Origin of the sequence: Actinophytocola glycyrrhizae (assembly GCF_042653545.1) — a bacterium.
Classification (GTDB): Bacteria; Actinomycetota; Actinomycetes; order Mycobacteriales; family Pseudonocardiaceae; genus Actinophytocola; species Actinophytocola glycyrrhizae.
In genome coordinates this window covers 397361-421523 of sequence record NZ_JBHSIS010000006.1, presented here as the reverse complement: position 1 = coordinate 421523, position 24163 = coordinate 397361, and the positions used below count along the sequence as shown (strand labels likewise).

At 70.7% G+C, this 24163-nt stretch carries 26 protein-coding genes and 1 tRNA gene; 17 read left to right on the top strand and 10 right to left on the bottom strand.

Features of this window, described 5'->3' with window-relative positions; all coding sequences use genetic code 11:
• Positions 1 to 167 precede the first annotated feature (167 nt).
• Together ACFPCV_RS12735 and ACFPCV_RS12730 are read right to left on the bottom strand one after the other, a co-directional pair.
• Positions 168 to 1625, bottom strand: a complete 1458-nt coding sequence (locus tag ACFPCV_RS12735; protein WP_378056317.1) for an alpha,alpha-trehalose-phosphate synthase (UDP-forming) — start codon at positions 1623 to 1625, stop codon at positions 168 to 170.
• A gap of 102 nt (positions 1626 to 1727) precedes the next feature.
• The gene (locus ACFPCV_RS12730; protein WP_378056316.1) at positions 1728 to 2141 is read right to left on the bottom strand and encodes an OsmC family protein; all 414 of its coding nucleotides are present in this window, start codon (positions 2139 to 2141) and stop codon (positions 1728 to 1730) included.
• 79 nt (positions 2142 to 2220) lie between these two features.
• Between ACFPCV_RS12730 and ACFPCV_RS12725 the strand changes: the two genes are divergently transcribed.
• The 5 genes from ACFPCV_RS12725 (at position 2221) to ACFPCV_RS12705 (ending at position 7221) form a co-directional block, all read left to right on the top strand.
• Positions 2221 to 3663 (top strand): threonine/serine exporter family protein, encoded by a 1443-nt coding sequence (locus ACFPCV_RS12725; protein ID WP_378056315.1) that lies wholly within the window; start codon positions 2221 to 2223, stop codon positions 3661 to 3663.
• A gap of 37 nt (positions 3664 to 3700) precedes the next feature.
• Positions 3701 to 3773 (top strand) — tRNA-Thr (locus tag ACFPCV_RS12720).
• Positions 3774 to 4230: 457 nt separating this feature from the next.
• A complete protein-coding gene (locus ACFPCV_RS12715; protein ID WP_378056314.1) occupies positions 4231 to 4596 on the top strand; it encodes a YciI family protein in 366 nt (121 codons plus the stop codon).
• Positions 4593 to 5777 (top strand): RNA polymerase sigma factor, encoded by a 1185-nt coding sequence (locus ACFPCV_RS12710; RefSeq protein ID WP_378056313.1) that lies wholly within the window; start codon positions 4593 to 4595, stop codon positions 5775 to 5777. Before ACFPCV_RS12715 ends, ACFPCV_RS12710 begins: the two co-directional genes overlap by 4 nt.
• A gap of 193 nt (positions 5778 to 5970) precedes the next feature.
• The gene (locus tag ACFPCV_RS12705) at positions 5971 to 7221 is read left to right on the top strand and encodes a cytochrome P450 (protein ID WP_378056312.1); all 1251 of its coding nucleotides are present in this window, start codon (positions 5971 to 5973) and stop codon (positions 7219 to 7221) included.
• Positions 7222 to 7289: 68 nt separating this feature from the next.
• Here ACFPCV_RS12705 and ACFPCV_RS12700 read toward each other — a convergent pair whose 3' ends face one another.
• Positions 7290 to 7676 (bottom strand): ArsR/SmtB family transcription factor, encoded by a 387-nt coding sequence (locus tag ACFPCV_RS12700; protein WP_378056311.1) that lies wholly within the window; start codon positions 7674 to 7676, stop codon positions 7290 to 7292.
• 24 nt (positions 7677 to 7700) lie between these two features.
• Between ACFPCV_RS12700 and ACFPCV_RS12695 the strand changes: the two genes are divergently transcribed.
• Complete coding sequence (locus tag ACFPCV_RS12695) at positions 7701 to 8198, top strand: metallophosphoesterase family protein (protein WP_378056310.1); 498 nt, start codon at positions 7701 to 7703, stop codon at positions 8196 to 8198.
• Between the two features lie 12 nt (positions 8199 to 8210).
• Here the strand turns inward: ACFPCV_RS12695 and ACFPCV_RS12690 are convergent, their stop codons facing one another.
• On the bottom strand, positions 8211 to 8594 hold the full coding sequence (locus ACFPCV_RS12690; protein WP_378056309.1) for an SSI family serine proteinase inhibitor: 384 nt from the start codon (positions 8592 to 8594) through the stop codon (positions 8211 to 8213).
• A 100-nt stretch (positions 8595 to 8694) separates the two neighbouring features.
• On the opposite strand from ACFPCV_RS12690, the gene ACFPCV_RS12685 reads away from it, so the two are divergent.
• Entirely contained in the window at positions 8695 to 9189 is a 495-nt protein-coding gene (locus ACFPCV_RS12685) for a GNAT family N-acetyltransferase (RefSeq protein ID WP_378056308.1), read from the top strand.
• On the top strand, positions 9186 to 9623 hold the full coding sequence (locus tag ACFPCV_RS12680) for an RpiB/LacA/LacB family sugar-phosphate isomerase (protein WP_378056307.1): 438 nt from the start codon (positions 9186 to 9188) through the stop codon (positions 9621 to 9623). The genes ACFPCV_RS12685 and ACFPCV_RS12680 overlap by 4 nt, the downstream gene beginning before the upstream one ends.
• Positions 9624 to 9648: 25 nt before the next feature.
• Here ACFPCV_RS12680 and ACFPCV_RS12675 read toward each other — a convergent pair whose 3' ends face one another.
• Together ACFPCV_RS12675 and ACFPCV_RS12670 are read right to left on the bottom strand one after the other, a co-directional pair.
• The gene (locus ACFPCV_RS12675; protein ID WP_378056306.1) at positions 9649 to 10236 is read right to left on the bottom strand and encodes a DJ-1/PfpI family protein; all 588 of its coding nucleotides are present in this window, start codon (positions 10234 to 10236) and stop codon (positions 9649 to 9651) included.
• Positions 10237 to 10240: 4 nt separating this feature from the next.
• Entirely contained in the window at positions 10241 to 10801 is a 561-nt protein-coding gene (locus ACFPCV_RS12670) for a TetR/AcrR family transcriptional regulator (RefSeq protein WP_378056305.1), read from the bottom strand.
• Between the two features lie 37 nt (positions 10802 to 10838).
• Between ACFPCV_RS12670 and ACFPCV_RS12665 the strand changes: the two genes are divergently transcribed.
• From ACFPCV_RS12665 to ACFPCV_RS12655, 3 genes are read left to right on the top strand one after another with little or no spacing between them, the layout of a single operon-like run.
• Positions 10839 to 11780 (top strand): DMT family transporter, encoded by a 942-nt coding sequence (locus ACFPCV_RS12665; protein ID WP_378056304.1) that lies wholly within the window; start codon positions 10839 to 10841, stop codon positions 11778 to 11780.
• Positions 11699 to 12466, top strand: coding sequence for a 2-keto-4-pentenoate hydratase (locus ACFPCV_RS12660; RefSeq protein WP_378056303.1), 768 nt, complete (start codon positions 11699 to 11701; stop codon positions 12464 to 12466). Before ACFPCV_RS12665 ends, ACFPCV_RS12660 begins: the two co-directional genes overlap by 82 nt.
• Entirely contained in the window at positions 12463 to 12882 is a 420-nt protein-coding gene (locus ACFPCV_RS12655) for a hypothetical protein (protein WP_378056302.1), read from the top strand. Before ACFPCV_RS12660 ends, ACFPCV_RS12655 begins: the two co-directional genes overlap by 4 nt.
• 339 nt (positions 12883 to 13221) lie before the next feature.
• On the opposite strand, the gene ACFPCV_RS12650 is transcribed toward ACFPCV_RS12655, so the two are convergent.
• Positions 13222 to 13617, bottom strand: a complete 396-nt coding sequence (locus ACFPCV_RS12650; RefSeq protein WP_378056301.1) for a pyridoxamine 5'-phosphate oxidase family protein — start codon at positions 13615 to 13617, stop codon at positions 13222 to 13224.
• A gap of 335 nt (positions 13618 to 13952) precedes the next feature.
• On the opposite strand from ACFPCV_RS12650, the gene ACFPCV_RS12645 reads away from it, so the two are divergent.
• Positions 13953 to 15590 (top strand): sensor histidine kinase, encoded by a 1638-nt coding sequence (locus ACFPCV_RS12645; protein ID WP_378056300.1) that lies wholly within the window; start codon positions 13953 to 13955, stop codon positions 15588 to 15590.
• Positions 15591 to 15611: 21 nt separating this feature from the next.
• Here ACFPCV_RS12645 and ACFPCV_RS12640 read toward each other — a convergent pair whose 3' ends face one another.
• A complete protein-coding gene (locus tag ACFPCV_RS12640; RefSeq protein WP_378056299.1) occupies positions 15612 to 16259 on the bottom strand; it encodes a response regulator in 648 nt (215 codons plus the stop codon).
• 145 nt (positions 16260 to 16404) lie between these two features.
• Between ACFPCV_RS12640 and ectA the strand changes: the two genes are divergently transcribed.
• The 5 genes from ectA to ACFPCV_RS12615 all read left to right on the top strand — a co-directional run bounded on the left by ectA (position 16405) and on the right by ACFPCV_RS12615 (position 21768).
• Complete coding sequence (gene ectA, locus ACFPCV_RS12635) at positions 16405 to 16893, top strand: diaminobutyrate acetyltransferase (RefSeq protein ID WP_378056298.1); 489 nt, start codon at positions 16405 to 16407, stop codon at positions 16891 to 16893.
• A gap of 48 nt (positions 16894 to 16941) precedes the next feature.
• Entirely contained in the window at positions 16942 to 18192 is a 1251-nt protein-coding gene (gene ectB / locus ACFPCV_RS12630; protein ID WP_378056297.1) for a diaminobutyrate--2-oxoglutarate transaminase, read from the top strand.
• Positions 18193 to 18208: 16 nt separating this feature from the next.
• On the top strand, positions 18209 to 18607 hold the full coding sequence (locus ACFPCV_RS12625; RefSeq protein WP_378056296.1) for an ectoine synthase: 399 nt from the start codon (positions 18209 to 18211) through the stop codon (positions 18605 to 18607).
• A complete protein-coding gene (locus tag ACFPCV_RS12620; RefSeq protein WP_378056295.1) occupies positions 18604 to 19461 on the top strand; it encodes a phytanoyl-CoA dioxygenase family protein in 858 nt (285 codons plus the stop codon). Before ACFPCV_RS12625 ends, ACFPCV_RS12620 begins: the two co-directional genes overlap by 4 nt.
• 186 nt (positions 19462 to 19647) lie before the next feature.
• Positions 19648 to 21768, top strand: a complete 2121-nt coding sequence (locus ACFPCV_RS12615) for an AfsR/SARP family transcriptional regulator (RefSeq protein ID WP_378056294.1) — start codon at positions 19648 to 19650, stop codon at positions 21766 to 21768.
• A 185-nt stretch (positions 21769 to 21953) separates the two neighbouring features.
• Here ACFPCV_RS12615 and ACFPCV_RS12610 read toward each other — a convergent pair whose 3' ends face one another.
• Both ACFPCV_RS12610 and ACFPCV_RS12605 read right to left on the bottom strand, forming a co-directional pair.
• Positions 21954 to 22760, bottom strand: coding sequence for an SGNH/GDSL hydrolase family protein (locus ACFPCV_RS12610; RefSeq protein WP_378056923.1), 807 nt, complete (start codon positions 22758 to 22760; stop codon positions 21954 to 21956).
• A gap of 130 nt (positions 22761 to 22890) precedes the next feature.
• Positions 22891 to 24141, bottom strand: coding sequence for a serine hydrolase (locus ACFPCV_RS12605; protein WP_378056293.1), 1251 nt, complete (start codon positions 24139 to 24141; stop codon positions 22891 to 22893).
• Between the last annotated feature and the right edge of the window lie 22 nt (positions 24142 to 24163).

Genomic DNA, 24163 nt, shown 5'->3' with positions numbered 1-24163 from the left:
CTGAAAGGCGCGTTCAGGGCGCTCAGCGCCCTGAATGGCCCATTGACGGCACCGGTTGTGCCGTGAACGCGCCTTCAGCCTCGTCGGGCGACCGCAGGGGTGGGGGCGTGTCTGATGACAGGTTCGTACGCCAAGCCACTTCACATGATCTTCACGAGATCGGTCGGCTAGAGGGTCTGTTCCTGCCTCGGCTGCAGGGCGTCCAGGAAGGACCTGGCCCAGCGGTCGACGTCGTGGGTGAGCACCTGCCTGCGCAGCGCCCGCATCCGGCGCCTGCCCTCCGCCGGGTCGAGCTCCAGCGCGGAGACCATGGCGTTCTTCACGCCGTCCAGGTCGTGCGGGTTCACCAGGAACGCGCTGGTCAGCTCGGACGCCGCACCCGCGAACTCGCTCAGCACCAGCGCCCCGCCGAGGTCGTGGCGGCACGCCACGTACTCCTTGCAGACCAGGTTCATGCCGTCCCGGACCGGTGTGACGAGCATGACGTCGGCCGCGGAGAAGAACGCGGCCAGCTCCTTGCGGTCGATCGACTGGTGCAGGTAGTGCACCACCGGGTGGCCGACGCGGGCGAACTCGCCGTTGATGCGGCTGACCACCTGCTCGATCTCGCCACGCATCCGCTGGTAGTGCTCGACCCGCTCCCGGCTCGGAGTGGCGAGCTGCACCATCACGACCTCGGACGGGTCGATGCGGCCCTCGGAGAGCAGCTCCTGCAGCGCGTACAGGCGGACGTCGATGCCCTTGGTGTAGTCGAGCCGGTCCACGCCCAGGATGATCTTGCGCGGGTTGCCGAGGTCGGCGCGGAGCTGGCGGGCGCGCTGGATCACGTCGCGGCTGCGGGCCGTCGCGTCCAGCCCGGACGCGTCGATGGAGATCGGGAACGCGCCGACCCGGACCGACCGGTCACCGACCTGCACCACACCGGGCCTGGTGCGGACCCCGACCGCGCCGCGGCTGGGTTCGAGACCGATGAGGCGCCGCGCGAGCCACAGGTAGTTCTGTGCGCCGCCGGGCCGGTGGAAGCCGACGAGGTCCGCGCCGAGCAGCCCGCGGATGATCTCCGCGCGCCACGGCAGCTGCATGAACAGCTCGGTCGGCGGGAACGGGATGTGCAGGAAGAACCCGATGCGCAGGTCGGGGCGCTGTTCGCGGAGCATCGCGGGCACCAGCTGCAGCTGGTAGTCCTGCACCCACACGATCGCGCCGTCGGCGGCGATCTTGGCGCACTCGTCGGCGAACCTCCGGTTCACCTTGACGTAGCTGTCCCACCACCCGCGGTCGAACACCGGCGTGGCGACCACGTCGTGGTACAGCGGCCACAGCGTCGCGTTCGAGAAGCCCTCGTAGTAGTCGCGCACCTCCTGTGCCGTCAGCGTCACGGGATGCAGCCAGATGCCGTCGTCGGAGAACTTGTCGACCTCGACGTCGGGCACGCCCGGCCAGCCGACCCACGCGCCGCTGTTGCGCTGGAGGAAGGGGGCGAGCGCGCTCACCAACCCGCCAGGGCTGTGTTTCCACCGCTCGGTGCCGTCGGGCAGCCGCTCAAGGTCGACCGGCAACCGGTTGGCGACCACGATGAAATCGGCCCCGCCGCTGTTGGTGATCTCAGTGCTGTCACTGCTCACGCCGAGCGTGCCTCCCTCGAAACGCGTCGGCTTTCGAGATTAGTCGGCGAAACGGTCGCGTGGGTGATGGGAGGTGTGCGGTCACACAGGGATTGCCCCCGTTCAGGCGATCGTGGCGCGCACCTCGGTGCCCAGTTCGACCGTGCGGCTGACCGTGCACAGCTTGTCGTGCGACAGCTTCACCGTGCGCGGCAGCAGCTTCCTGGCCTCGTCGCCCTCCGGCCCGGCCGGGAAACTCACGTCGAACGTCACCGAAAGGTTCGTCATCCGGTTGCCCTGTTCGGGATCGGCGACCTTGTCGCCACTGACGGTGATCGTGAACCCGTCCGGTTCCGCCCGCCTGCTCGTCACCGTGTCCGTGTCGATCGCCGTGCAGGTGCCGATCGCGGCGAGCAGCAGCTCCACCGGAGTGAACGCGTCGCCGCCGACGGGCAGCGTGCCGCCCCGCGCGTTGTGCACCACGTACTCACCCGTCGAGACGCGCTCGATCCGCACTGACCTGAAGGTGTCCGCCATGACCGCAACCGTAGTGGTGCACGCCACGTGAGGTTCGCCTAACAGCGATCATGAGCAGGTCGATACGCCCCAGGATAGCGTGGAATCGACGAGGGAGGTGAGACCGGTGGTGTGGCGGAACAGGTCCGCGCGGACGCGAGAGCTCAGCAGGTGGGAACGTCTGGAAAGCCCGGCGGGCGGAGTGCAGGGGCCCGCGCTTCCCTCGGAATCGACCGTCCACTTCGTACTGGATCTCGCACTGCGGATCGGCGAGGTGCAGATGTCGTCCGGGGCGGGCGCGTCCGACGCGACGGCCACGATCATCGCGGTCGCCAACTCCTACGGCATGCCGCACTGCGAGGTCGACGTGATCTTCACCTCGATCACCGTCGCGTGCCACCGCGGCGTCGACCTGCCACCCGTCACGTCACTGCGCGTCGTCCGCTCCCGCAGCCTCGACTACACGCGGCTCGCACTGGTCGAGCAACTGGTCCGCGACATCACCCGCGGCCGCATCTCCTCCCGGGACGCACACACCGAACTGGACCGGATCACCAGCGCACCCCACCCCTACCCGCGCTGGCTCGCGACCGCCGCCTACGCCGGCATGGCGGCCGCGATCTCCGTGCTCATCGGCGGCGGCGTGGTCGTCGCCCTGTTCGCGGCGATCATCACCGCGCTCGTCGACCGGATCGGCAGACTGCTGAACAAGAGGGCGCTGCCGTTCTTCTTCCAGCAGATGGTCGGCGGCGCGCTGGCCACCGGCTCCGCCATCGCCATCGTCGCCTCCGGCGTGCTGCCGGCAACCGTGCGGCCGACACTCATGGTCGCCGCCGCCCTCACCGTGCTGCTGTCGGGCCTGTCGTTCGTGTCGACCGTGCAGGACGCCATCACCGGCTACAACGTCACCGCGGCAGGCCGTACGGTCGAGGTGTCGCTGATGACCGCCGGCCTGATCGCGGGTGTCGTGATGGCACTGAACATCGCCGTGCAACTGGGCCTGCCGTCGGTGCCGCTCGCCGACCCCCTGCCACCCTCACTGCCCCGGCTGCCGCTGCAGACCCTGTCCGGCGGCGCCGCCGCCGCGTGCTTCGCACTGGCCAGCTACGCGACCCCCCGCGCCGTGATCGTGGCCGGGGTGGCGGGCGCGGCGGGCGCCATCGGCTACGGCGTGCTCGGGCTGCTCGGCGTCGGCGTCGTCGCATCCTCCGCCGTCGCCGCCACCGTCATCGGATTCTCCGGCGGCGTCCTGTCACGACGGCTGCGCATCCCGCCGCTGGTGATCGCGGTGGCCGGGATGGTGCCCCTGCTGCCCGGCCTCACCGTGTACCGCGCACTGTTCGAACTGGCCGTCGAGCGCAGCTACGCCGGGTTGTCGACGCTGATGATCGCCACCTCCATCGCACTCGCACTCGCCGCGGGCGTCGTGCTGGGCGAATACCTGGCACAGCCCGTCCGGTACGGGCTCGGCAGACTGGAACGGCGCCTGTCCGGCCCACGCCTGTCCGGCCCACTCCGGCCCACGAAGCGCCGCCTCGAATGACCGTGTCCTAGGATTGCGGTGGCCGTCCGCGGCCACCGCCGGTGTAGCTCAATTGGCAGAGCACTCGCCTTGTAAGCGAAAGGTTCCGGGTTCGAGTCCCGCCACCGGCTCAACGCTGGGCACCCCGTGCTCGCGGAGCGCGCTCGCCATGGCGTTTCGCGTCATGTTGGGGGGCCGAGCCCCCCAAGCCCCCCACGGTGCGGTTGGTTCCTGACCCGGCGTGGTCGCCTTCTCCGTATCGTCGGGTGCTGGGCTGGTGCCCTGAACGCGCCTTTCAGGGCATTACCACGCCGTCAACGCGCCTTCACAGCACTACCAGGGCGCTCCGCGCCCGGCCCCCGCGAAGCGGGGCCCGCACCGACGCAACCCCGACGGTGGCGCAAGCCCACCACCAAGGGGCTCCCTGCCATCCCCGAGACCTGCCCGTCCGGCGAGGACAAACCACCACAACGGCAACGCCGACCTCGGTTAGATTCCCCCGCGGGGGGATGTCGAGGACCCGGTGGCGGCTCCGACTTCCTGTCGAACCGCACCTGGACGGGTGCCTGGCACACGAGGAGCAACACCATGAAGTACTTGCTGATCATGCAGGTCAACCCCGCTGTTCTCGAGGCGCTGACCGACGAGGAGCGGTCGGCGATCGGGGACGGGCACGGGGAGTTCATGAAGACCGTTCAGGAGTCCGGTGAGTTCATCCTCACCCAGGCCCTCGCCGACCCGGCCAACACGAAGGTCGTGCGCGGCGGAGACGTGCCCGCCGTGACCGACGGGCCGTTCCTCGAGGCCAAGGAGTTCATGGGCGGCTTCTACCTGATCGACTGCGAGAGCGAGGAACGGGCCGTCGAGCTTGCGAAGCTCATTCCCGACACCCGGCACAAGGGGCTGGCCATCGAGATCCGGCCCGTCATGTTCTCCTCGGGCGCCGATCTGTGAGTGGTGCTGTCGAGGACCTGCTGCGCGGCCTCGCGCCGCGGGTCCTCGGCACGCTCGTCCGCAGGCACGGGCAGTTCGACGCGTGTGAGGACGCCGTCCAGGAGGCGCTCCTCGCCGCGTCGGTCCAGTGGCCCGAGCAGGGGACACCCCGGGAACCTGCCGGGTGGCTGGTCACCGTCGCCGGGCGGCGGCTCACCGACCAGTGGCGCAGCGAGGCGGCGCGGCGGCAGCGTGAACTGGCCGTCTCCGTCGAGCCCGCGCAGGAAGACGACCTGAACCGGCACGTCGATGACACCCTGAAGCTGCTGTTCCTGTGCTGCCACCCGGAGCTGTCGGCGCCCTCACAGGTCGCGCTCACGCTCCGCGCCGTCGGCGGCCTCACGACCGCGGAGATCGCGAGCGCGTTCCTCGTGCCGGAGGCCACCATGGCGCAGCGCATCAGCCGCGCCAAGCAGAAGATCAAGGACAGGGGCTTCCCCGAGGGCCCCGAGCGGCTGCCCGCCGTGCTGCACGTGCTGTACCTCACCTTCAACGAGGGCTACAACGCCACGTCCGGTCCCGACCTGCAGCGGGTCGAGCTGACGGCGGAGGCGATCCGGCTGACCCGCGAGGTGCGCCGGCTCGTCCCCGACGACGGCGAGGTGACCGGGCTGCTCGCGCTGATGCTGCTCACCGACGCCCGCCGCGCCACCCGCACCGCCGAGGACGGCGCGCTCGTGCCGCTGGCGGAACAGGACCGCACCCGCTGGGACCAGGACCGGATCAAGGAGGGCGTCGCGCTGGTCACCGAGACACTCGCCACAGCCGCGCCGGGGCCCTACCAGCTGCAGGCCGCGATCGCCGCCATCCACGACGAGGCACCCAGCACCGAGGACACCGACTGGCCCCAGATCCTGGTGCTCTACCAGATCCTCGACCGGATGGCGCCGAACCCGATGGTCACGCTGAACCGCGCGATCGCGACCGCGATGGTGCACGGGCCCGTGGCCGGGCTCGACCTGCTGAAGTCGCTGGACGAGGACAAACGGGTCGCCGGCCACCACCGGCTCGACGCCGTGCGCGCGCACCTGCTCGACCTCGCGGGCCAGCACGAACAGGCCCGCGAGTACTACCGGAAGGCCGCGAAACGCACCTTCAGCATCCCCGAGCGCGAGTACCTGCTGCGGAAAACCTCAGGGTAAGTCGGGGGTCTCCCTCATTACGCGCACCCGGAGATCTCTCTACCGTCGGTGGTGTGGACATCAGAAGGGGTACCGGCGGGTGACGGTTCGTTTACCAGTCGGGCCGTCCCGTCCGGCCGCTCACCAGGGCGGCTACTCTCGCGGGCGTACTGAGTTAGGGGGTTTCGCCTTGGTGAGCATGCGCTCGAGGATCATGGCTTGGGCGACGCGCTGGTACCTGGCGCGGCAGTCCAAGAAGGGCTTCGACCTTTCGAAGATGGCGCTGCTGCCGGACAGCGCGTTGATGCCGCTGAAGCGGAACGGCCTCGATCCGGTGCCCGCGCTCGGGGAGACGCGCGAGGCGGCACCGGTGAGCAAGCTGCCGATCCCCTTCAGCGTGAACGTGTGGCTCGTCACGGGGTACGAGGAGGCCAAGACCGTCCTCGGCGACACGAAGAGCTACAGCAACGACTTCGCGAACCTGGTCGGTGAGCACGGCGCGTCGGCGAGCCACAGCCCAGGCGGCCTCGGTTTCGCGGACCCGCCGGAGCACACGCGGCTGCGCAAGCTGCTGACCCCGGAGTTCACGATGCGCCGCCTGTCCCGGCTGACCCCGGGCATCCAGGCGATCATCGACCAGCAGCTGGACCGGATCGGTGAGGCGGACGGCCCGGTCGACCTGGTGTCGTACTTCGCGCTGCCGATCCCGAGCCTGGTGATCTGCGAGCTGCTCGGGGTCCCCTACGACGACCGCGACGACTTCCAGCGCCTGTCGATGGCCCGGTTCGACCTGTTCGGCGGCGCGACCGCGTCGCTCGGCGCGATCTCGGAGTCGCTCGCGTACCTGACCGAGGTCGTGAAGAAGCAGCGCGCCGAACCGGGCGACGGCCTGCTGGGCATGCTCATCAAGGAGCACGGCGACGAGATCAGCGACCAGGAGCTCGCCGGTCTCGCCGACGGTGTGCTGACCGGCGGCTTCGAGACGACGGCGAGCATGCTGGCGCTCGGCGCGCTGGTGCTGCTGCAGGACAGGGAAACGTTCAAGCTGGTCCACGACGACGACACGGCGGTGCACGGGTTCGTCGAGGAGGTGCTGCGTCACCTGACCGTGGTGCAGGTCGCCTTCCCGAGGTTCGCCCGCGCGGACGTCGAGGTCGGCGGCGAACAGATCAGCAAGGGCGACGTCGTGATCGTCTCCCTGTCCGGCGCCGACCGCGACCCGGTCCTCGGGGACAACCTGGACCAGGTGGACCCCCACCGCGCCCCGACGAGCCACCTCGCGTTCGGCTACGGCGTGCACCGCTGCATCGGCGCGGAGCTGGCGCGGATGGAACTGCGCGCGGCCTACCCGGCACTGGTCCGCCGCTTCCCGAACCTCCGTCTGGCCACCGAATCGGAAGACCTCAACTACCGCAAGGTCTCCATCGTCTACGGCGTGGAAACCCTCCCGGTACTGACGAACTGACCGCGCCGGGGGCGGGTGCCATGCCCTGAAAGGCGCGTTCGAGACGCTCGACGTCCCGAACGCGCCTTTCAGGACGTCGGCGGGGGGCTATGGCTGGGGGCGGGTTCGCTGGGGTCGGTTTCGGCGGCGAGGCGGCGTTCCCGTTTGCCGCGGGCCAGCTCGGTGGCCAGGGCGTCGAGGTGCGGTGTCCAGAACCGCCGGAAGGTGGACAGCCACTGGTCGGCCTCACGCAGGGGGCCCGGCGCGACCGCGTACAGCCGCCGGTTCCCCTCCGCGCGCACGTTGGCGAAGCCGTTGTCCCGGAGCACCTTCAGGTGTTGGGACACCGCGGGCTGGGTAATGCCGAACTCGTCCTGGACGACCGACGACACCTCACCGGCAGCGCGCTCGCCGTCAGCGAGCAGCTCCAGGATCCGCCGCCGGACCGGGTCGCCGAGAACGTCGAAGGCATGCACCCCGACATCGTATATAAGGATGCGGTGAAATTGAGAGTCGTCGTGCTGGCCGACACCCACGCCCCGCGCCGCTGGAAGTCCTGCCCGCCCAGGGTCGCGGAACACCTGGCCCGGGCGGACGTGATCCTCCACGCGGGCGACGTGTGCACCCCGGACGTGCTGGACGAGCTGGCGGCGTTCGCCCCGGTCCACGTCGTGGCGGGCAACAACGACGGCCAGGACGTGGTCGCGTGGGGCGCTCCGGAGACCCTGGAGGTGACCCTGGCCGGGCTGCGCGTGGCCATGATCCACGACAGCGGTCAGGCCGACGGCCGCCCGGCCCGCATGCGCCGCCGCTTCCCGGACGCCGACCTGGTCGTCTTCGGCCACTCCCACATCCCGATGGACGTCACCGGCGCGGGCATCCGCATCTTCAACCCCGGCTCGCCGACCGACCGCCGCCGTCAGCCCCACGGCACCGTGGGCCTACTGGACATCGAGGACGGTCACCTGCTGGACGCCCGCATAGTCCCCGTCACCTGACCGGGGGCACCGTCAGAACCGGAAGACGGCACCGGTTTCGCTGCTCAGCATGCACGGGTTGCTGTACTCCCGGGTCCACTCCACTGGCTCGCCGTGCCACGTGCCGGTCGCCGCGGCGACCACCGGGCGGTACTCCAGGGTGCAGCTCATCGGGAACTGGTGGTCGGCCAGCGCGTCGAAGTCCCCGTCGGACCGGAGGAGTTCCACGCAGGCGAACATGGCCTTCGGGTGCGTGCCGCCGGGCGGGTCACACTCCAGCACCACCTCTTGGGTCTCGCCTTCCGGGACCGAGACCGAGAGCGTCAGCGACGTGTCGTCGCTCGCGTGCGCGACGCCGGTCACCATGAACGGCAGGGCGATGGCCAGCAGTGCGCCACCGATCCGGGTGAGGTTCATGGCTACACAGTGGACGGCCCGATCGGCGATGGGAAAGCTGACTCGTCGGTAACCCCCAATCGTGTGGACCGTGCCTGCGGAACGTCCTTAACCTGGCGCCATGGAGATCAGGGAGGCGGTACCGGAGGACTGGCAGCAGATCTGGCCGTTCCTGCGGGACATCGTGCGCGCGGGGGAGACCTACACCTGGCCGACCGACGTCACCGAGGACGTGGCGCGCGGCATGTGGATGGCCGCCGCGCCGCCCAACCGGACGATCGTCGCGGTGGCCGGGGACACGGTCATGGGCACCGCGAAGATGGGGCCGAACCACCTCGGACCCGGCTCGCACATCGGGACCGCGAGCTTCATGGTGTCGCCGGACCACGGCGGCAAGGGGGTCGGCCGGGCACTCGGGCAGCACGTGCTGGACCAGGCCCGCGCCGACGGGTTCCGCGCGATGCAGTTCAACGCGGTCGTGTCGACCAACGAGGTCGCGGTGCGGCTGTGGCGGTCACTGGGTTTCGAGATCGTCGCGACGCTGCCCGCGGGTTACCGGCACGCGACGAAGGGCTATGTCGGGCTGCACATCATGTTCCGTAGCCTCGTGCCATGAGGATCGCTGTCGCCGCGGACGAGCTGGTCGGGGTCGCCGAGGCAGTCGTCGACGAGCTGCGCGCCAGGGGGCACGAGCCGGTGCCGCACGGCGCGCTGGCCCCGGCCGCGCGCGCCGACTGGGCGTGGGCGAGCGAGGCGGCCGCCCGTGCGGTCGCCGACGGCCGGGCCGACCAGGCGATCGTCTGCTGCTGGACCGGCACGGGCGCGTCGATCGCCGCGAACAAGGTGCCGGGGGTGCGGGCCGCGTTGTGCGTGGACGCGGAGACCGCCCGCGGCGCCCGCAAGTGGAACGACGCGAACGTGCTCGCACTGTCGCTGCGCCTGACCAGCGCGCCGCTGCTCACCGAGATCCTCGACGGCTGGTTCGCCGGCGAGGCCAGCGAGGACCCGGGGGACCGGGCGAACATCGCGCACGTCGACGACATCGGCTGACCGCCACGTCGGCGGTACCGCCTGCTCACACCGGCGGTCGCGGGTCGTACTGGATGCCGCGCCGCACCGCACGTGCCCGGTCGGCACCCGCGAAACGGGCCACGAGGTGCAGTGCCATGTCGATGCCCGCCGAGATCCCGGCTGCGGTGACGACGTCGCCGTCGTCGATGTACCGGTCGTCGCGGCGCACCTCGATCGTCGGGTCGATGGCGGCGAGCCGGTCGAGCGCCGCCCAGTGCGTGGTCGCGGGCCTGCCCGTGAGCAGCCCGGCCTTCGCGTACACGAGCGCGCCCGTGCACACGCTCGCCAGCAGCGGCACCCGCTCCCGCTGCGCGCGCACCCACGCGACCTCGGCCTCGTCGTCGACCCGTTGCCTGGCGCCGCGCCCGCCCGGGTACAGCAGCACGTCGAGCGCGGGCACGTCGTCGTCGGAGTGGTCGGGCAGGACCCGCAACCCCTTGGCACAGCGGACGACCCCGCCGTCGTGGGAGAACGTGGTGACCGCCCAGCCGTCGTCGGGGAAGCGTGCGCACCACCAGGCGAGCACCTCCCACGGACCGATCGCGTCCAGTTCCTCGACGTCGTCGAACAGGAGGATGCCGATGGTGCCCACGGGTTCATCCTGCCGTGGCGAGCAACTCCCGCGCCGCTGACCTCGCGACCGCCACCGCGTCCTCCTGCGCGCCGGAGGTCAGCGCCACGATCGCGCCCTCGTGCAGCAGGTGCAGGTAAGCGCCGAGCGCCGCGGGCAGGCCGGCGTCGCGGACCAACTGCTCGTAGCGCCCGCGCATCCACTGCTTCTCGGCGTGGATCACCGCGACGCCGGGGTGGCCGGTGCGGCCGATCTCCGCGTTGGCGTTGACGAACGCGCATCCGCACGTGTTGACGGTGAGCCATTCCGCGAGCACGTCGAACGCGGCCAGCACCTGGTCCGGCCCGGGTTCGACGGCCGCGAGCCGCTCGTCGACGAACGCCTGCCACCGCTCGAACCGCGTCCGCAGGTACAGCGCGACCAGGTTGTCCTTGGAGCCGAACCGGTCGTACAGCGTCTTCTTCGTGGTGCCGGCGCGCTCCGCGATGAGGTCGACGCCCACCGCGTGGATGCCGCGGTCGTAGAACAGCTCGCTCGCGGTGGCGAGGAGGCGTTCGCCTGCTGGTGTCATCGGTCGGGAAAGCACACTGACAGTATACCGACCTGTATGTTTACCTGTCGGCATGAGACACACCGCGGCCGCAGCGGTCGGCCTTGTCGTCATGTGGAGCAGTGGGTTCGTCGGCGCGCGGCTCGGCACCGCCCACGCGGCCGCCGACACCCTGCTGGCCTGGCGGTATGTCGTGGTCGCGGTGCTGGTCGCGCTGGCCATGGCGGTCCGCCGGCCCCGGCTGACCGGGTTCGAGGTGCGGCGGCAGGCGCTGCTCGGGCTGCTGTGCCAGGCGCTCTACCTCGCGGGGGTGGTGACCGGCGTCGGGCTCGGTGTGCCTGCCGGGATCGCCGCGCTGGTCGCGGTCATGCAGCCGCTGGTCGTCGGCGCCCTGGCGGGGCCGGTGCTCGGGCAGCAGGTGCGGCCCCGGCAGTGGCTCGGCCTGGTCACCGGGCTCGCCGCGGTCGCCGTGGTGGTGGCCGGTGACCTCGACGGCGGCGGGCACGTCCTCGGCTACCTGCTGGTGGCGGGCGGCATGCTCGCGTTGTCGGTGGGCACGCTGCTCGAGCGGCGGTGGGCGCTGGAGACCGCGCCGTTCGACCAGCTCACCATCCACTGCCTCACCTCGTGCGGGGTGTTCGTGGCCGCCGCCGCGGTCACCGGCAGGCTCGCGCCGCCGATGACGCCGGGGTTCTGGTGGGCGGTGGTGTGGGTGGTCGTGCTGTCGACGTTCGGCGGCTACGGCTGCTACCTGCTCGCACTCCGCGCGCTCGGCGCGACCGGCGCCAGCACGTTGCTCTTCCTGACGCCACCCACCACGATGGTGTGGGCGCTGTTGATGTTCGGTGACCCGATCGAGTGGACCACGCTGGTCGGGCTGACTGGCTGTGCGGCGGCTGTGTGGCTGGTACTCGCCCGATCGGGGAAGGTGAGATGGACCCGCTCGTCACGGCACGACAGCTCTACGAGGCACGGAGAAGCCGGGTCCCCATCCCGCCCTTCGGCGACGGTCTGACCGCCGCCGACGGGTACGCGGTCCAGCAGGAGCTGGTGCGGCTGCTGCTCGCCGACGGCGACCGGATCGTCGGGCACAAGGTGGGCCTCACGTCCAGGCCCATGCAGCGGCTGATCGGCATGGACTCGCCCGACTACGGCCCGGTGCTGGCGTCGACGGTGTACGCCTCCGGCGCAGCGGTGCCGATGAGCCGGTACATCCAGCCCAAGATCGAGGCGGAGATCGTGTTCGTGCTCGGCGCGCCGCTGCGCGGGCCGGGTGTGAGCGTCCTCGACGCGGCACGGGCCGTGGCCGGGGTGGCGGCGGCCGTGGAGATCGTCGACTCGCGCATCGAGGACTGGCGGATCGGGCTCGCCGACACCATCGGCGACCTCGCGTCCAACGGTGCGGTCGCCACGTCGGGCAGGCTCGTCCCGCTGTCCGAGGTGGACCCGCGGATGGTCGGGATGGTGTTGTCCCGCAACGGTTCCGTCGTCGACACCGGCGCCGGGGCGGCCGCGCTGGGTGACCCGCTGCTGGTGGTGGCGTGGCTCGCCAACACGCTCGGCGAGGTCGGTGCCGGGCTGGAACCGGGACACCTGATCATGACCGGCGCGCTGCACGCCGCGGTGCCGATGGCCGCGGGCGACGTGTTCCGGGCGGAGTTCGACGAACTGGGTGCGGTGACGGTGCGGGTGGTCTCGTGAAGGCGACACGGTTCTCCCCCGGCACGCTCACGGAAGGCCCGGCGGCCGCGGCGATCGCGTTCGTCCTCGGGGCCGATGTGGACGGCGGGACGGTGCACGACGTCCTCGCCGCGACCAGGGCGCTGTGCCCGGCGCTGGTGGCCGGGGGCGCGCACGTGCTCGGCAGCCCGGTGCCGGTCCCGCCCGTCGACCTCCGGCTGCTCGGGGTGGTGCTGGAGCGCGGCGGTGAGGTGGCCGCGACCGCGGCTGCCGCGGCGCAGGGGCACCCGGCCGGGGCGGTCGCCGCGCTCGGCCCGCTGCGGGCCGGCGAGATCGTGCTGACCGCACCACTCGCGTCGATCGGCGACGCCAGGTCCGGTGACGTGCTGGTCGCGAGCGTCGGGCGGCTCGGCAGCGTCGAGGCCGTGGTGGACTAGATGATCGATTCCGTGAAGTCGGTGTGAGTGGGCGGTCGGTCGTCGTGTGCTGGTCGCGTCGGATCGGGTGCGTTGCCTGGTTCCGGTTCGCGTTGGTGGTTGTCCTCGCCGGACAGGCAGGCTGTGAAGGCGCGTTGACGGCGTGGTAATGCCCTGAAAGGCGCGTTCAGGGCGCTGGGCGTCCTGAATGGCCCATTGACGGCACTTGTTGTGCCGTGAACGCACCTTCACAGCATCGGCCCAGCCCGTCTCGGGCGACCGCAGGGGGTGTGGGGGTTGTGCCTGATGACGGGTTCGTACGCCAAAGCCACTTCACATGATCTTCACGGAATCAACCGTCTAGTCGCCCGACGTGAGCCGGTAGCCGGTGACGATCTCCGGGAAGATCCGGATGACCTCGACGTTCCCCATGTCGACGAGCGGGGTGATCAGCGTCTCGAAGTGCGCGATCTCCTCGGTGTCCACGATCCGCCGGGCGACCCCGGTCACCGTGATGCTCCACCCCGGCGCGTGGTCGTCGGCGCCGTCGGCCTGGAACGCGACGACCGAGCCCGCGCAGTCGCCGCCGACGTGGCTGCGCACGATGACCATGCCGTCCTCGACCCGGTGCCGGACGGGCACGATCGCGGGCAGTGCCCGGACCGTGTAGACGATCCGGCCGAAGGGTGCCTCGCTCAGCAGCCGCAACGACTCCGCGCGGCTCAGCTCGGCAAGGTGTGGCGGACAGTCACCCACGCGACACACCTCCCAGCGCCCGTCCCAATGCGTGAGCATTGGCGCGGGCGGCGTCCGGCGCAAGAGCCCAAGCACCTGAACCCGGCAGAGTCTTTTGCCTCTGTCCGCCTGCGCCCGTTTGCCGTCCCGCGATCGGGGCCCAGCGCCACGCATCGTCCCTGGTGGACACGGTGAGTGTCGGTCCGGTGGCCGAACCCGGCCCGCCAGGGCAGTCCTGGGTAGGTTGCCCCAGGTGGCCTACCCCGTGCGGAGGAGGCGAGAAATACAGTGAGTAACAAACGGTCGGATACGACCGATAGCCCGTTTGCCGAACCAACGGACCAGCCGGGGGTGCCATGCCAGGTGAGCAGGCGCGCTCATCCGCCCGCGCGCACCAGCCTGACCGGACGTCTCCGGACGGGTCCCGGATCGACGGCCTGTTCGGCCTCCAGTCGCGGCTGAGCGAGACCGCGAAGTCGCGGGACCGGCTCCAGGGCCTGCTCGACGCGGTGGTCGCGGTCGGGGCCGGACTGGAGCTCGAGGGCACGCTGAACCGTATCGTGCGCACCGCGGTCGAACTGGTGGATGCCCGGTACGGCGCGCTCGGTGTCGTCGGGCCGGACCAGCAGGAGCTGTTGTCGGAGTTCGTGTACGTCGGCGCCGACGACGAGCGCCGCCACGCGTTCGTGATCGAGAACCCGCACCCCACCGGCCAGCCGCCGCGCCGGGTGCTCGGCGAGCCGATCCGGGTGCGCGGCGAGGTGTTCGGCAACCTGTACCTGACCGAGAAGCGCGGCGACCGCGGCGAGTTCACACAGGACGACGAGATCGTGCTCAAGGGCCTCGCCGCCGCGGCGGGCGTCGCGGTGGAGAACGCCAGGCTGTTCGAGGAGTCCCTGCTGCGCGAGCGGTTCATGGCGGCGTCGCGGGAGGTCAACACGCACCTGCTCGGCGGCGGGTCCAGCCAGGACGCGCTCGATCTGATCGCGTCCCGTGCCCGCGAGCTGTCGGCGGCGGACTGCGCGCTGCTGCTGTTGTCCGACGGCGCCAGGGTCGTGGTGCGCGCCGCGGCGGGCGGGGTCGGGCCCGACCTGATCGGCACCGCGCTGCCGGCGAAGGATCCGCTGGTCGCGAGCATGTTCGTCATGTACGGCCCGGAGATGATCGCCGACCTGTCGGCCATCGTGCCGCCGACGTGGGAGCTGCCGTTCGGGCCCGCGGTGGCGGTGCCGCTGCGCGCGGGGAACGTCGTGACCGGCGTGCTGCTGGCGATGCGCGCGTCCGGCGGCGTCCGGTTCCCGCGCGAGTACGTGCCGCTGCTGGCGTCGTTCGCCGACCAGGCCGCGTTCGCGCTGGAGCTGGCGGAGAAGCACCGCGCGCAGCGGCAGCTCGACGTGCTCGCCGACCGCGACCGCATCGCGGGCGACCTGCACGACCACGTGATCCAGCGCCTGTTCGCGACGGGCATGAGCCTGCAGGGCACCGTCCGCCGCATCACCGACCCGTCCGTGCGCAGGCGCGTGAGCCGTGCCGTGGAGCAGCTGGACGAGACGGTCCGCGAGATCCGCACGTCGATCTTCGACCTCCACACGACGGGCACGGACGGTTCCGCCAGCCTGCGCCGCCGGATGCTCGACATCGTCGAGGAACTGTCGGCGGGCTCGGAGCTGACCCCGTCGGTCCGCATCTCCGGCGCGGTCGACACCCTGGTCCAGGAGACCCTCGCGGTCCACGCGACCGCGGTGCTCCGCGAGGCCGTGAGCAACGCCATCCGCCATTCGCACGCGGCCTCGATCGTGGTGACGGTCGAGGCCGGGACCGATCTCATCATCGACGTCGTCGACGACGGGGTCGGCGTGCCACCCGGGGTCGCGCGGAGCGGGCTGCTCGGGGTGGAGCGCCGGGCGGGAAAGTGCGGCGGGATGGCCGTGATCGTGCCCGGCCCGGAGGGCGGGACCCGGCTGACGTGGCGCGCGCCACTGGCCGGTGCGTGAGGGCGGCGGTCGCCCCAGCACTCACAGGTCGGGTTTGCGGGACTTGAGTTCCGCCGCCAGGACGGCTGCCTGCGTGCGGCGTTGCATGCCGAGCTTCGCGAGGATGTGGGACACGTAGTTCTTGACCGTCTTCTCCGCGAGGAACAGGCGCGCGGCGATCTGCCGGTTGGTCAGGCCCTCGCCGACCAGGTCGAACACCGCCCGTTCCTGGTCGGTCAGCCCGGCCAGGGGCCCGTCGGTCTCGCCCTGGCGGATGCGCTTCATCAGCGTCTCGGTGGTCCTCGCGTCCAGAAGGGACTCGCCGGCGCCCACCTTGCGCACGGCGCTGATCAGGTCGTTGCCCAGCACCTGCTTCAGCACGAAACCCGACGCGCCCGCCATGATCGCGTTCAGCAGTGCCTCGTCGTCCGAGTAGGATGTCAGGATCAGGCAGTGCAGGTCCGGTAACTGTGAGCGAAGGTCCCGGCACAGCTCGACACCGTTGCCGTCCGGCATGCGTACGTCGAGCACCGCAACGTCCACGTCGTGGTCCGGGATGCGGCGCAGTGCATCGGCCACCGTGGCCGCCTCACCGACGATCTCCAGGTCCGGTTCGTCCTCGAACAGGTCGGCTACGCCGCGGCGGACGATCTCGTGGTCGTCGACCAAGAAGATCCTGATGCTGCTCACCAGGGCCTATATATCAGATTAAACATCAAGATCGCAATGTTACCGTGTAGCTTCTCACAGTAAAAATCGTGATTCCCCAGGTGAGGTACCAGTATTGCATTCGTGCATCTGAAGCGAAGAAAATTCTCTGTTACGTTCCATGAGTATGTCGGAACGAGTCATCGACAGTCCGTCCAAAAAGGACGGAGCGGCAATCTGGCGAATCGCACGTGATTCCGGAAAGCTCGATCTGAACTCATCCTACGCGTATCTGTTGTGGTGCCACGATTTCGCGGACACCTCGGCGGTGGCCCGGGTCGGCGACGACGTGGTGGGCTTCGTCATCGGCTACCTGCGTCCACGGGCCCAGGACACCGTTGTGGTCTGGCAGATCGCGGTCGACGCCGGTCAACGGGGCAAGGGCACTGCTGCCGCCCTGCTCGACGCGCTTGTACGCAAGACAGGGGCGCGTCGTATGGAGACCACGATCACACCTGACAACGCCGCGTCGAACGCGTTGTTCCGCTCACTCGCCGACCGGTGGGGTGCCGAGATGAGCGTGGCCGGTGAGTTCGCGGCGGGCGAGTTCCCGGACGACCATGAAACCGAAGTGTTGTACCGAATCGGGCCGTTCCGGGACGCGCGTGCCGCATAAGAAATGTCACGAAAAGATAAAAATCCGGGGAAGCAGGTTTGGAGCACAGTGAACGTTTTCGAGACCGTTGAATCCGAGGTGCGGAGCTACAGCCGCGGCTGGCCGGTCGTGTTCGACCGCGCCACCGGTGCGTACCTGCACGACGAGGACGGCAACGCGTACCTCGACTTCTTCGCGGGCGCGGGCGCACTGAACTACGGGCACAACAACCCGATCCTCAAGAGGGCCGTGATCGACTACCTCGAGCGCGACGGCGTGATCCACGCGCTGGACATGCAGACCGTCGCCAAGCGGGAGTTCCTCGAGACCTTCACCGACGTGGTGATGAAGCCGAGGGAGCTCGACTACAAGATCATGTTCCCCGGCCCGGCCGGTGCGAACGCCGTCGAGGCCGCGCTCAAGCTGGCCCGCAAGGTGACCGGCCGCGAGTCGATCATCAACTTCACCAACGCGTTCCACGGCATGACGCTCGGTGCCCTCTCGGTCACCGGCAACTCCATGAAGCGCGGCGGCGCGGGCATCCCGCTTGTCCACGCCACACCGATGCCGTACGACAACTACCTCGACGGCCAGGTCGAGGACTTCCTGTGGTTCGAGCGGCTGCTCGACGACCCGGGCTCGGGCCTCAACCAGCCCGCCGCGGTGATCGTGGAGACCGTGCAGGGCGAGGGCGGCATCAACGCGGCCCGCGACGAGTGGCTGCGTGGCCTCGCCGACCTGTGCAAGCGCCACGACATGCTGCTGATCGTCGACGACGTCCAGATGGGCTGCGGCCGCACCGGCCCGTTCTTCAGCTTCGAGTCGGCGGGCATCACCCCGGACATCGTGTGCCTCTCGAAGTCGATCGGCGCGTTCGGGCTGCCGCTCGCGCTGACGCTCATGCGGCCCGACCTCGACGTGTGGGAGCCCGGCGAGCACAACGGCACGTTCCGCGGCATCAGCCCCGCGTTCATCGCCGCGTCGGAGGCACTGCGCACCTACTGGACCGACGACAAGCTGGAGAAGAGCACCCTCGCGAAGGGCGAGCAGATCGGCCGCACCATGACCGAGCTGGCCGAGCAGTTCCCCGGCACGCCGATGCACGCGAAGGGCCGCGGCCTCGCCCGCGGGCTGGCGTTCGAGTCCGGTGACGTGGCGGGCAAGGTCTGCCGCGCGGCGTTCGAGCGCGGGCTGCTGATGGAGACCTCCGGCCCCGACGGCGAGGTGGCCAAGGCCATGCCGCCGCTCACGATCACCGACGACGAGCTCGCCAAGGGCCTCGACCTGTTGTCCGACGCCGTGCACGCGGTGTGCGCGTAAGGGGGAGAGAACGAAGATGATCGTCAAGAACGTCGGTGACCTGGACGACACCGACCGGGACATCAGGACTCCGAACTGGAGAAGCAAACGGATCGTGCTCGCGAAGGAGGGCGTCGGCTTCTCCGTGCACGAGACCACGCTGTACGCGGGCACGGTCAACGACTTCTGGTACGCCAACCACATCGAGGCGGTGTTCGTCGTCGAGGGCGAGGGCGAGCTGCTGGACAAGGGCACCGGTGAGATCCACCAGCTGCGGCCCGGCAGCCTCTACCTGCTCGACAAGCACGACCACCACCAGTTGCGCCCGAAGACCGAGATGCGCACCGTCTGCGTGTTCAACCCGCCGGTGACCGGGCGTGAGGTGCACGACGAGAACGGTGTCTACCCACTGATCGTGGAGGAGAAGAGCGCATGACGCTCACAGCCACCGCGGTCGTCGACAGGTATCCCACGAGGATCGACGGCGACCCGGATCTGATCGACCGCACAGACCCCAGCGTATGGGACTTCACCGGCGCTGGTCCGATCGACCGCGCCACCGTGGCAGCCCACCACGCCAAGGGCTTCTCGATCCACCACGACCTCCTGAGCGAGGCCGAGGTGGCCGCCTGCCGCGACGAGCTGGCCAGGCTGGCGACCGACCCCGGGCTTGCCGACGACTCGCGGACGCTCCGCACCGAGTCGGGCGAGGTCAGCGCGATCTACGACGTGCACACCCTGTCCGAGCTGGTCGCCGAGCTGGTCTGCGACCCGCGCGTGCTGGACCGGGCCCGTCAGGTGCTCGGCTCCGACGTGTGCGTGCACCAGTCCCGCATCGAGTACCTGCCGGGGTTCCACGGCAAGGGCGCCTACTGGCACTCGCCGTTCGAGACCTGGCACGCCGAGGACGGCATGCCCGCGCCGCGCGCGGTGTCGGTCTCCATCCCGCTGTCCGGGCAGGAGATGACCGGTGAGCTGATGGCCATGCCGGGCAGCCACCGCACGTTCGTCCCCACCTCGCGCGGCTCCGGCGGCGTGCCCGGCAAGGAACACCTGACCAGGCTGGCCGACGCGTACGGCATCGAGCGGTTCACCGACGCGGAGGGCTCGCTGCTGATGTTCGACGCGAACCTCATGCAGGGCAGTGCCGACAACATCACCCCGTTCCCCAGGACCAACATCCACGTGGTGTTCTCCAGCGTGGAGAACCGGCTGTGCGAGCCGTTCGCGGGCGGCGAGCCCCGCCCCGCGTTCATCGCCAACCGGGACGGCACGCCGCTGCACCGCTGACCCACCGGACCGCCGCCCGTTCGCTGGTTCGTGGCCGGCACTTTCGTTCGTCGGGACGGTGGACCGGTTAGGCCGCCCGGGTGACGGGTGAGACGGGGAGATCCCACTCGTCACCCAGGCGTCGTACCTTGTGCGGGTGCTGTGCCCCCAGGCATCCTGCGCCGGGGGACAACTGGGGGTGGTCCGATGGCAGCGGAGCATCCGCCGGCCGCGCGGTTCTGTCTGCTCGGGCCCGTGCAGCTGGTGGTCGGTGAGAAGTCGGTGCCGCTGGGCGGTGCCGGCATGCGCGGTGTCCTCGCCATGCTGCTGCTCGAACCCAACCAGGTCGTGCCACTGGACCGGATCGTGGACGTCCTGTGGGCCCACGAACCACCGGCGAGCGCGCGGACCATGGTGCAGGGCTACGTGTCGCGCCTGCGGCAGCGGATCGCGGAAGCCGGTGTCAACGCGCTGATCGTGACCACGTCGCCGGGCTACCGGATCGTCGTCGACGAGTCTCTGATCGACGTCACCCAGGCGCGGTCGCTGCTCGCGATGGCCCGCGAACAGCCCGCCGCCAGGCGGGCCGAGCTGCTGCGCGCCGCGAACGCGCTGTGGCGCGGGCCCGCGCTCGCCGACCTCGGCGGCAGGCTCACCGCCCCCGAGCTGACCGAGCTGCGGCTCGCGATCCTCGAAGCGCTGTACGACGCGCAGCTGGAGCTCGGCCGCCACCGCGAGCTGATCGGCGAGCTGACGCGGCTGATCGACGCACAGCCGTTCCGCGAACGGCTGGTCGCGCAGCTCATGCTGGCCCTGTACCGGGCGAACCGGCGGGCCACCGCTCTCGACGTGTACCAGCGGTTCGCGCACCGTGCCGCCGAGGAGCTGGGCATGGACCCCGGCCCGCAGCTGCGTGAGCTGCACGCCCGCGTGCTGCGGGACGACTCGCGCCTGCTGGAACCGTCGCCGGAACCGGTGATCACCCCCAGGGTCGGCGTGCTCGTGCCTGCGCAGCTGCCGAGGGCGCCGTCCGGGTTCGCGGGCCGCGAGGAGGAACTCGCCTGGCTGACCGCGCTCCTGCCGCCCGGCGAGACCGCGGCCATCGGGGTGCTGGCCGGGCAGGCGGGCGTCGGCAAGACCGCGCTCGCCGTGCTGTGGGCGCACCGGGTCGCGCAGGCGTTCCCGGACGGTCAGCTGTTCGCGAGCATGCGTGGCTTCGACCCGCAGCACGCGCCCGTGCGCGCGGCGGACGTGCTCACCCAGTTCCTGCTCGCGCTCGGTGTCGGCATCGACGACGTGCCGTTCGAGCTGGCCGACCGGGCCGCGCTGTACCGGTCGATCCTCGCGGACCGGCGGGTGCTGGTGGTGCTCGACGACGCCCGCGACGCCGAGCAGATCCACCCGCTCCTGCCCGCGGCGTCGTCGTCGTTCGTGCTGGTGACGTCCCGGATCCGGCTCGACGGGCTGGTCGCGCGGACCGGCGCGCGGATGCTCCCGCTCGGCACGCTCGCGACCGACGCGGCGGAGCGGCTCATCGAGCACATGGCGGGCACCCCGGCGCACAGCAGGGACCGGGAGCAGCGCCGCAAGCTCGCGCGGCTGTGCGGGCACCTGCCACTCGCGCTGCGCATCGCGGCGGCCCGGCTCGCTGGAAATCCACAGTGGACAGTGGCGGACCTGGTGGCCGAGCTGGCCGACGAGCGGTCCCGGCTCGGTGCGCTGGACACCGAGGACGCGGACACGAGCGTGCGGGCCGCGCTCGACGTCACCTACCGCAGCCTGCGCCCGGAGCTGGCCGAGACCGTCCGGCACCTCGGGCTGTTCCCCGGCACGCGGATCGGCCCGCGCCCGGTCGCCGCGCTGTGCGGCGGCGACGTCGACGAGTGCAGGCGCAGGCTGCGTGCGCTCGCCGCGTCGTTCGTGGTCACCGAGACCAGCCGCGACGTGTTCCTCATGCACGACCTGGTGCGGCTGCACGCCTGGGCGCTCGCCGAGGCCGAGATGTCCGAAGTGGACAGAGCGGTGGCGGGCAGGCGGCTGCTGCGGTACTACCTGGCGGGCGCACGGACCGCGCGTGAGCTGCTGCGGCCCGACGGCGTGGTGCTCACCGACGCCGACGGCCCGCCGATGACCACCCCGGAGGAGGCCGTCGACTGGATCGACCAGGAGTGGGCCAACCTGCTCGCGGTGGTCGAGTCCGGGGCGGACGGTGACAAGGACGGTGACGAGGACGTCGTCGCGCTCGCCCGGCTGGCGGCCGAGTTCTCCGAGGGTACGCGGGCCCTCGGACCCGCGGCGCTGAGCAGACTGGTCCGTCTGGTCGTGTAGGTTCCGCCCGCGTTTAGCGAACAGTTAGTCGTATCGGGTGATCAAGTGGCAGGCTCCGCGCCGAGTGCTCGACGTCCCGGAGCCTGACATGAGCACTCGGGCGGCGCTACCAACGTGGGGGTGTGCTGCCCAAGCGATCCGGCCGGCGCTGTTGGGGGACAGTGCCGGCCGGTCAGCTCGGGTTCTCACACGTGTGCCGCGTGACCGTTCTCGCTCGCCTTGGCCGCCGTCGCCAGCGGCGACAGCTCCGGGCGCTTGGGCATGACCCCGTCCCCCATGGACTCGCCGCGCAGGTGCCTGCGCACCCACGGCAGCAGGTGTGTGCGGGTCCACGCGAGGTCGGCCTGCCGCGACCGCAGCCACGGCGTCGGCTCGACCGGTGGCCACGGCTCACGCCAGTCCTCGGTCACGGGCACGTCGAGCACCTCGGCCGCACGCAGCGCGATCCGCCGGTGGCCCTCCGGCGAGAAGTGCAGCCGGTCGTCGCTCCACGCGCGGACGTCCACGAGCGGGGGCATGGCCCACAGGTCGACGATCCGGGCGCCGTGCCGGTCGGCGATGGCGCGCAGGTTCGCGTTGTAGATCGCGACCTTGGGGCGCACCCGCCGCACCACCGGCTGGTCGCGCGGGTCGGGTCCGGTGAACATGACGACCTCGCAGCCCGCGGCCCGCAGATCCACGACGGCCTGCTCGAACTGGTCGGCGATCGTGTCGGCGTCGCTGCCGGGCACGATCAGGTCGTTGCCGCCCGCGCAGAGCGTGACCAGGTCCGGTTTCACCTCGACGGCGATCGGCACCTGCTCCTCGACGATCTCGCGGAGCATCTTCCCGCGCACCGCCAGGTTCGCGTAGCGGAATCCGGGCGTGCGTTCGGCGAGGGTGGCGGCCAGGCGGTCGGCCCAGCCCCGGTAGCTCCCGTCCGGCGCCTCGTCGCTCAAACCCTCGGTAAAGCTGTCCCCCAGCGCAACCCAGCTGCCCCATCCCCGCCGCACGGCGACCACCCCTCCCTAGTGCGCGCCTACGTTATATCTTCAAACCGACAGGATGCCGCCTGATTCCCAACCTTCGCCACCGTTGGTTTGCGGTGTTCACGACCGGCTGCGCAGCGTGACGTGCAGGTGATCAGGATGTTGCCAACTCGATGCCGCCGCGTACCAGCGCGAGCGCCTCGACCGCGGTCCCGGGGGCGAGCGCGCCGTCCTGGTCGGACAGCATGACGGTCGCGACGACCGTGCGTCCCTCCGCCGTGCGCGCCAGGTGGTTCAGCACCAGCAGGCCCGGCTCGGAACCGCCCTTGAACCAGACCTCCGGGTACTCCGCCCGGTCGAGGCCGATGCCGCCGTCCTCGATCGACATCGCGTGCTCGACCCTCGGGCTCGCCATGGCGTCGAGGTCCGCGAGCGCGCGGCACATGTCGCCGGCGGAGCCGAACCACTCGATGTCGTCGAGGTTCCTCGGTTCGGTCCACGGCCGGATCGCGGTGCGCGGCACGGCGGCGAGCGCGGGCCGCAGCGCCGGGCGCAGCACGCGGGGGAGCGACAGGTACGTCCCGGCGAGGCCCGGGTACCGGAAACCCTTGAGCACGAACAGTTCCCGGGTGGTGAGGACCGGGAAGTTCCTCGGGTCCCGGTTGCCGGTCGCGGCCATCCGGTCCAGCACGGCGGCGCGGCCGACGTGGTGGACCAGGTGGTCGGTGGCGGTGTTGTCGCTGATGGAGATCATCAGGTCGGCGTGCTCCCGCAGGGTGACGGCCGTGCCTGCCGGACGGTCCTGCAGCACGCCGGAGGGCAGGCTCTTCCACTCCTCGCGGATCGGCAGGTTCGCGCTCCAGTCGGTGGTCCTCTGCTCGAGCGCCCCGAGAACGTAGAGCTTGAACGCGGACCCGAGCGGGTGGCTCCGGTTCGCGTCCACCTCGTGCACCGGCCTGCATCCGTTGTCCACCAACGAAGCCGCGTACGACACCCGGGGCGCGAGCGCGCGGAGCCGGCTGTCCAGTTCGGACCACGTGACCGGTGACGGCGCGTACGGGCGTAACCACAGCCCGTCGACGAGGCCGGCCGTGTCGGTGTGCACCTCGACGATGAGCCGTTCGTCGACGACCGCGGTCACCGCGGCCGCCGTGCGCTCGATCGTGCGGGACGCGGTCAGCGGGGCGACGCTCGCGACGGTCTCGTTGAACCCGTCGGCGCCGCCGATGGCGTCGAGCATCGGTGCGGCGACGTGCTCGCGCAGTTCGGCCTCGGTCGCCGGCAGGCGCTGTGAGATCGCCAACAGCCACGCGAGCCGCCGTTGCGCCGACGTCGTGTCGGCGGCCGCCGGTGCCGTCGGCGCGACGAGTGCGAGCAGCACGAAAACAATCAGTAGCCTGCGCACGGTTTCCTCCCCGTTCTGTCGG

Bases quoted from the DNA above. Each gene is read 5' to 3' on its own strand.
- ectA (WP_378056298.1), top strand. From the start codon at position 16,405: ATGTCGGAACGAGTCATCGACAGTCCGTCCAAAAAGGACGGAGCGGCA.
- ACFPCV_RS12680 (WP_378056307.1), top strand. From the start codon at position 9,186: ATGAGGATCGCTGTCGCCGCGGACGAGCTGGTCGGGGTCGCCGAGGCA.
- ACFPCV_RS12715 (WP_378056314.1), top strand. From the start codon at position 4,231: ATGAAGTACTTGCTGATCATGCAGGTCAACCCCGCTGTTCTCGAGGCG.
- ACFPCV_RS12645 (WP_378056300.1), top strand. From the start codon at position 13,953: ATGCCAGGTGAGCAGGCGCGCTCATCCGCCCGCGCGCACCAGCCTGAC.
- ACFPCV_RS12705 (WP_378056312.1), top strand. From the start codon at position 5,971: ATGGCTTGGGCGACGCGCTGGTACCTGGCGCGGCAGTCCAAGAAGGGC.
- ACFPCV_RS12620 (WP_378056295.1), top strand. From the start codon at position 18,604: ATGACGCTCACAGCCACCGCGGTCGTCGACAGGTATCCCACGAGGATC.
- ACFPCV_RS12730 (WP_378056316.1), bottom strand. From the start codon at position 2,141: ATGGCGGACACCTTCAGGTCAGTGCGGATCGAGCGCGTCTCGACGGGT.
- ACFPCV_RS12690 (WP_378056309.1), bottom strand. From the start codon at position 8,594: ATGAACCTCACCCGGATCGGTGGCGCACTGCTGGCCATCGCCCTGCCG.
- ACFPCV_RS12665 (WP_378056304.1), top strand. From the start codon at position 10,839: ATGAGACACACCGCGGCCGCAGCGGTCGGCCTTGTCGTCATGTGGAGC.
- ACFPCV_RS12625 (WP_378056296.1), top strand. From the start codon at position 18,209: ATGATCGTCAAGAACGTCGGTGACCTGGACGACACCGACCGGGACATC.
- ACFPCV_RS12685 (WP_378056308.1), top strand. From the start codon at position 8,695: ATGGAGATCAGGGAGGCGGTACCGGAGGACTGGCAGCAGATCTGGCCG.
- ACFPCV_RS12615 (WP_378056294.1), top strand. From the start codon at position 19,648: ATGGCAGCGGAGCATCCGCCGGCCGCGCGGTTCTGTCTGCTCGGGCCC.
- ACFPCV_RS12660 (WP_378056303.1), top strand. From the start codon at position 11,699: ATGGACCCGCTCGTCACGGCACGACAGCTCTACGAGGCACGGAGAAGC.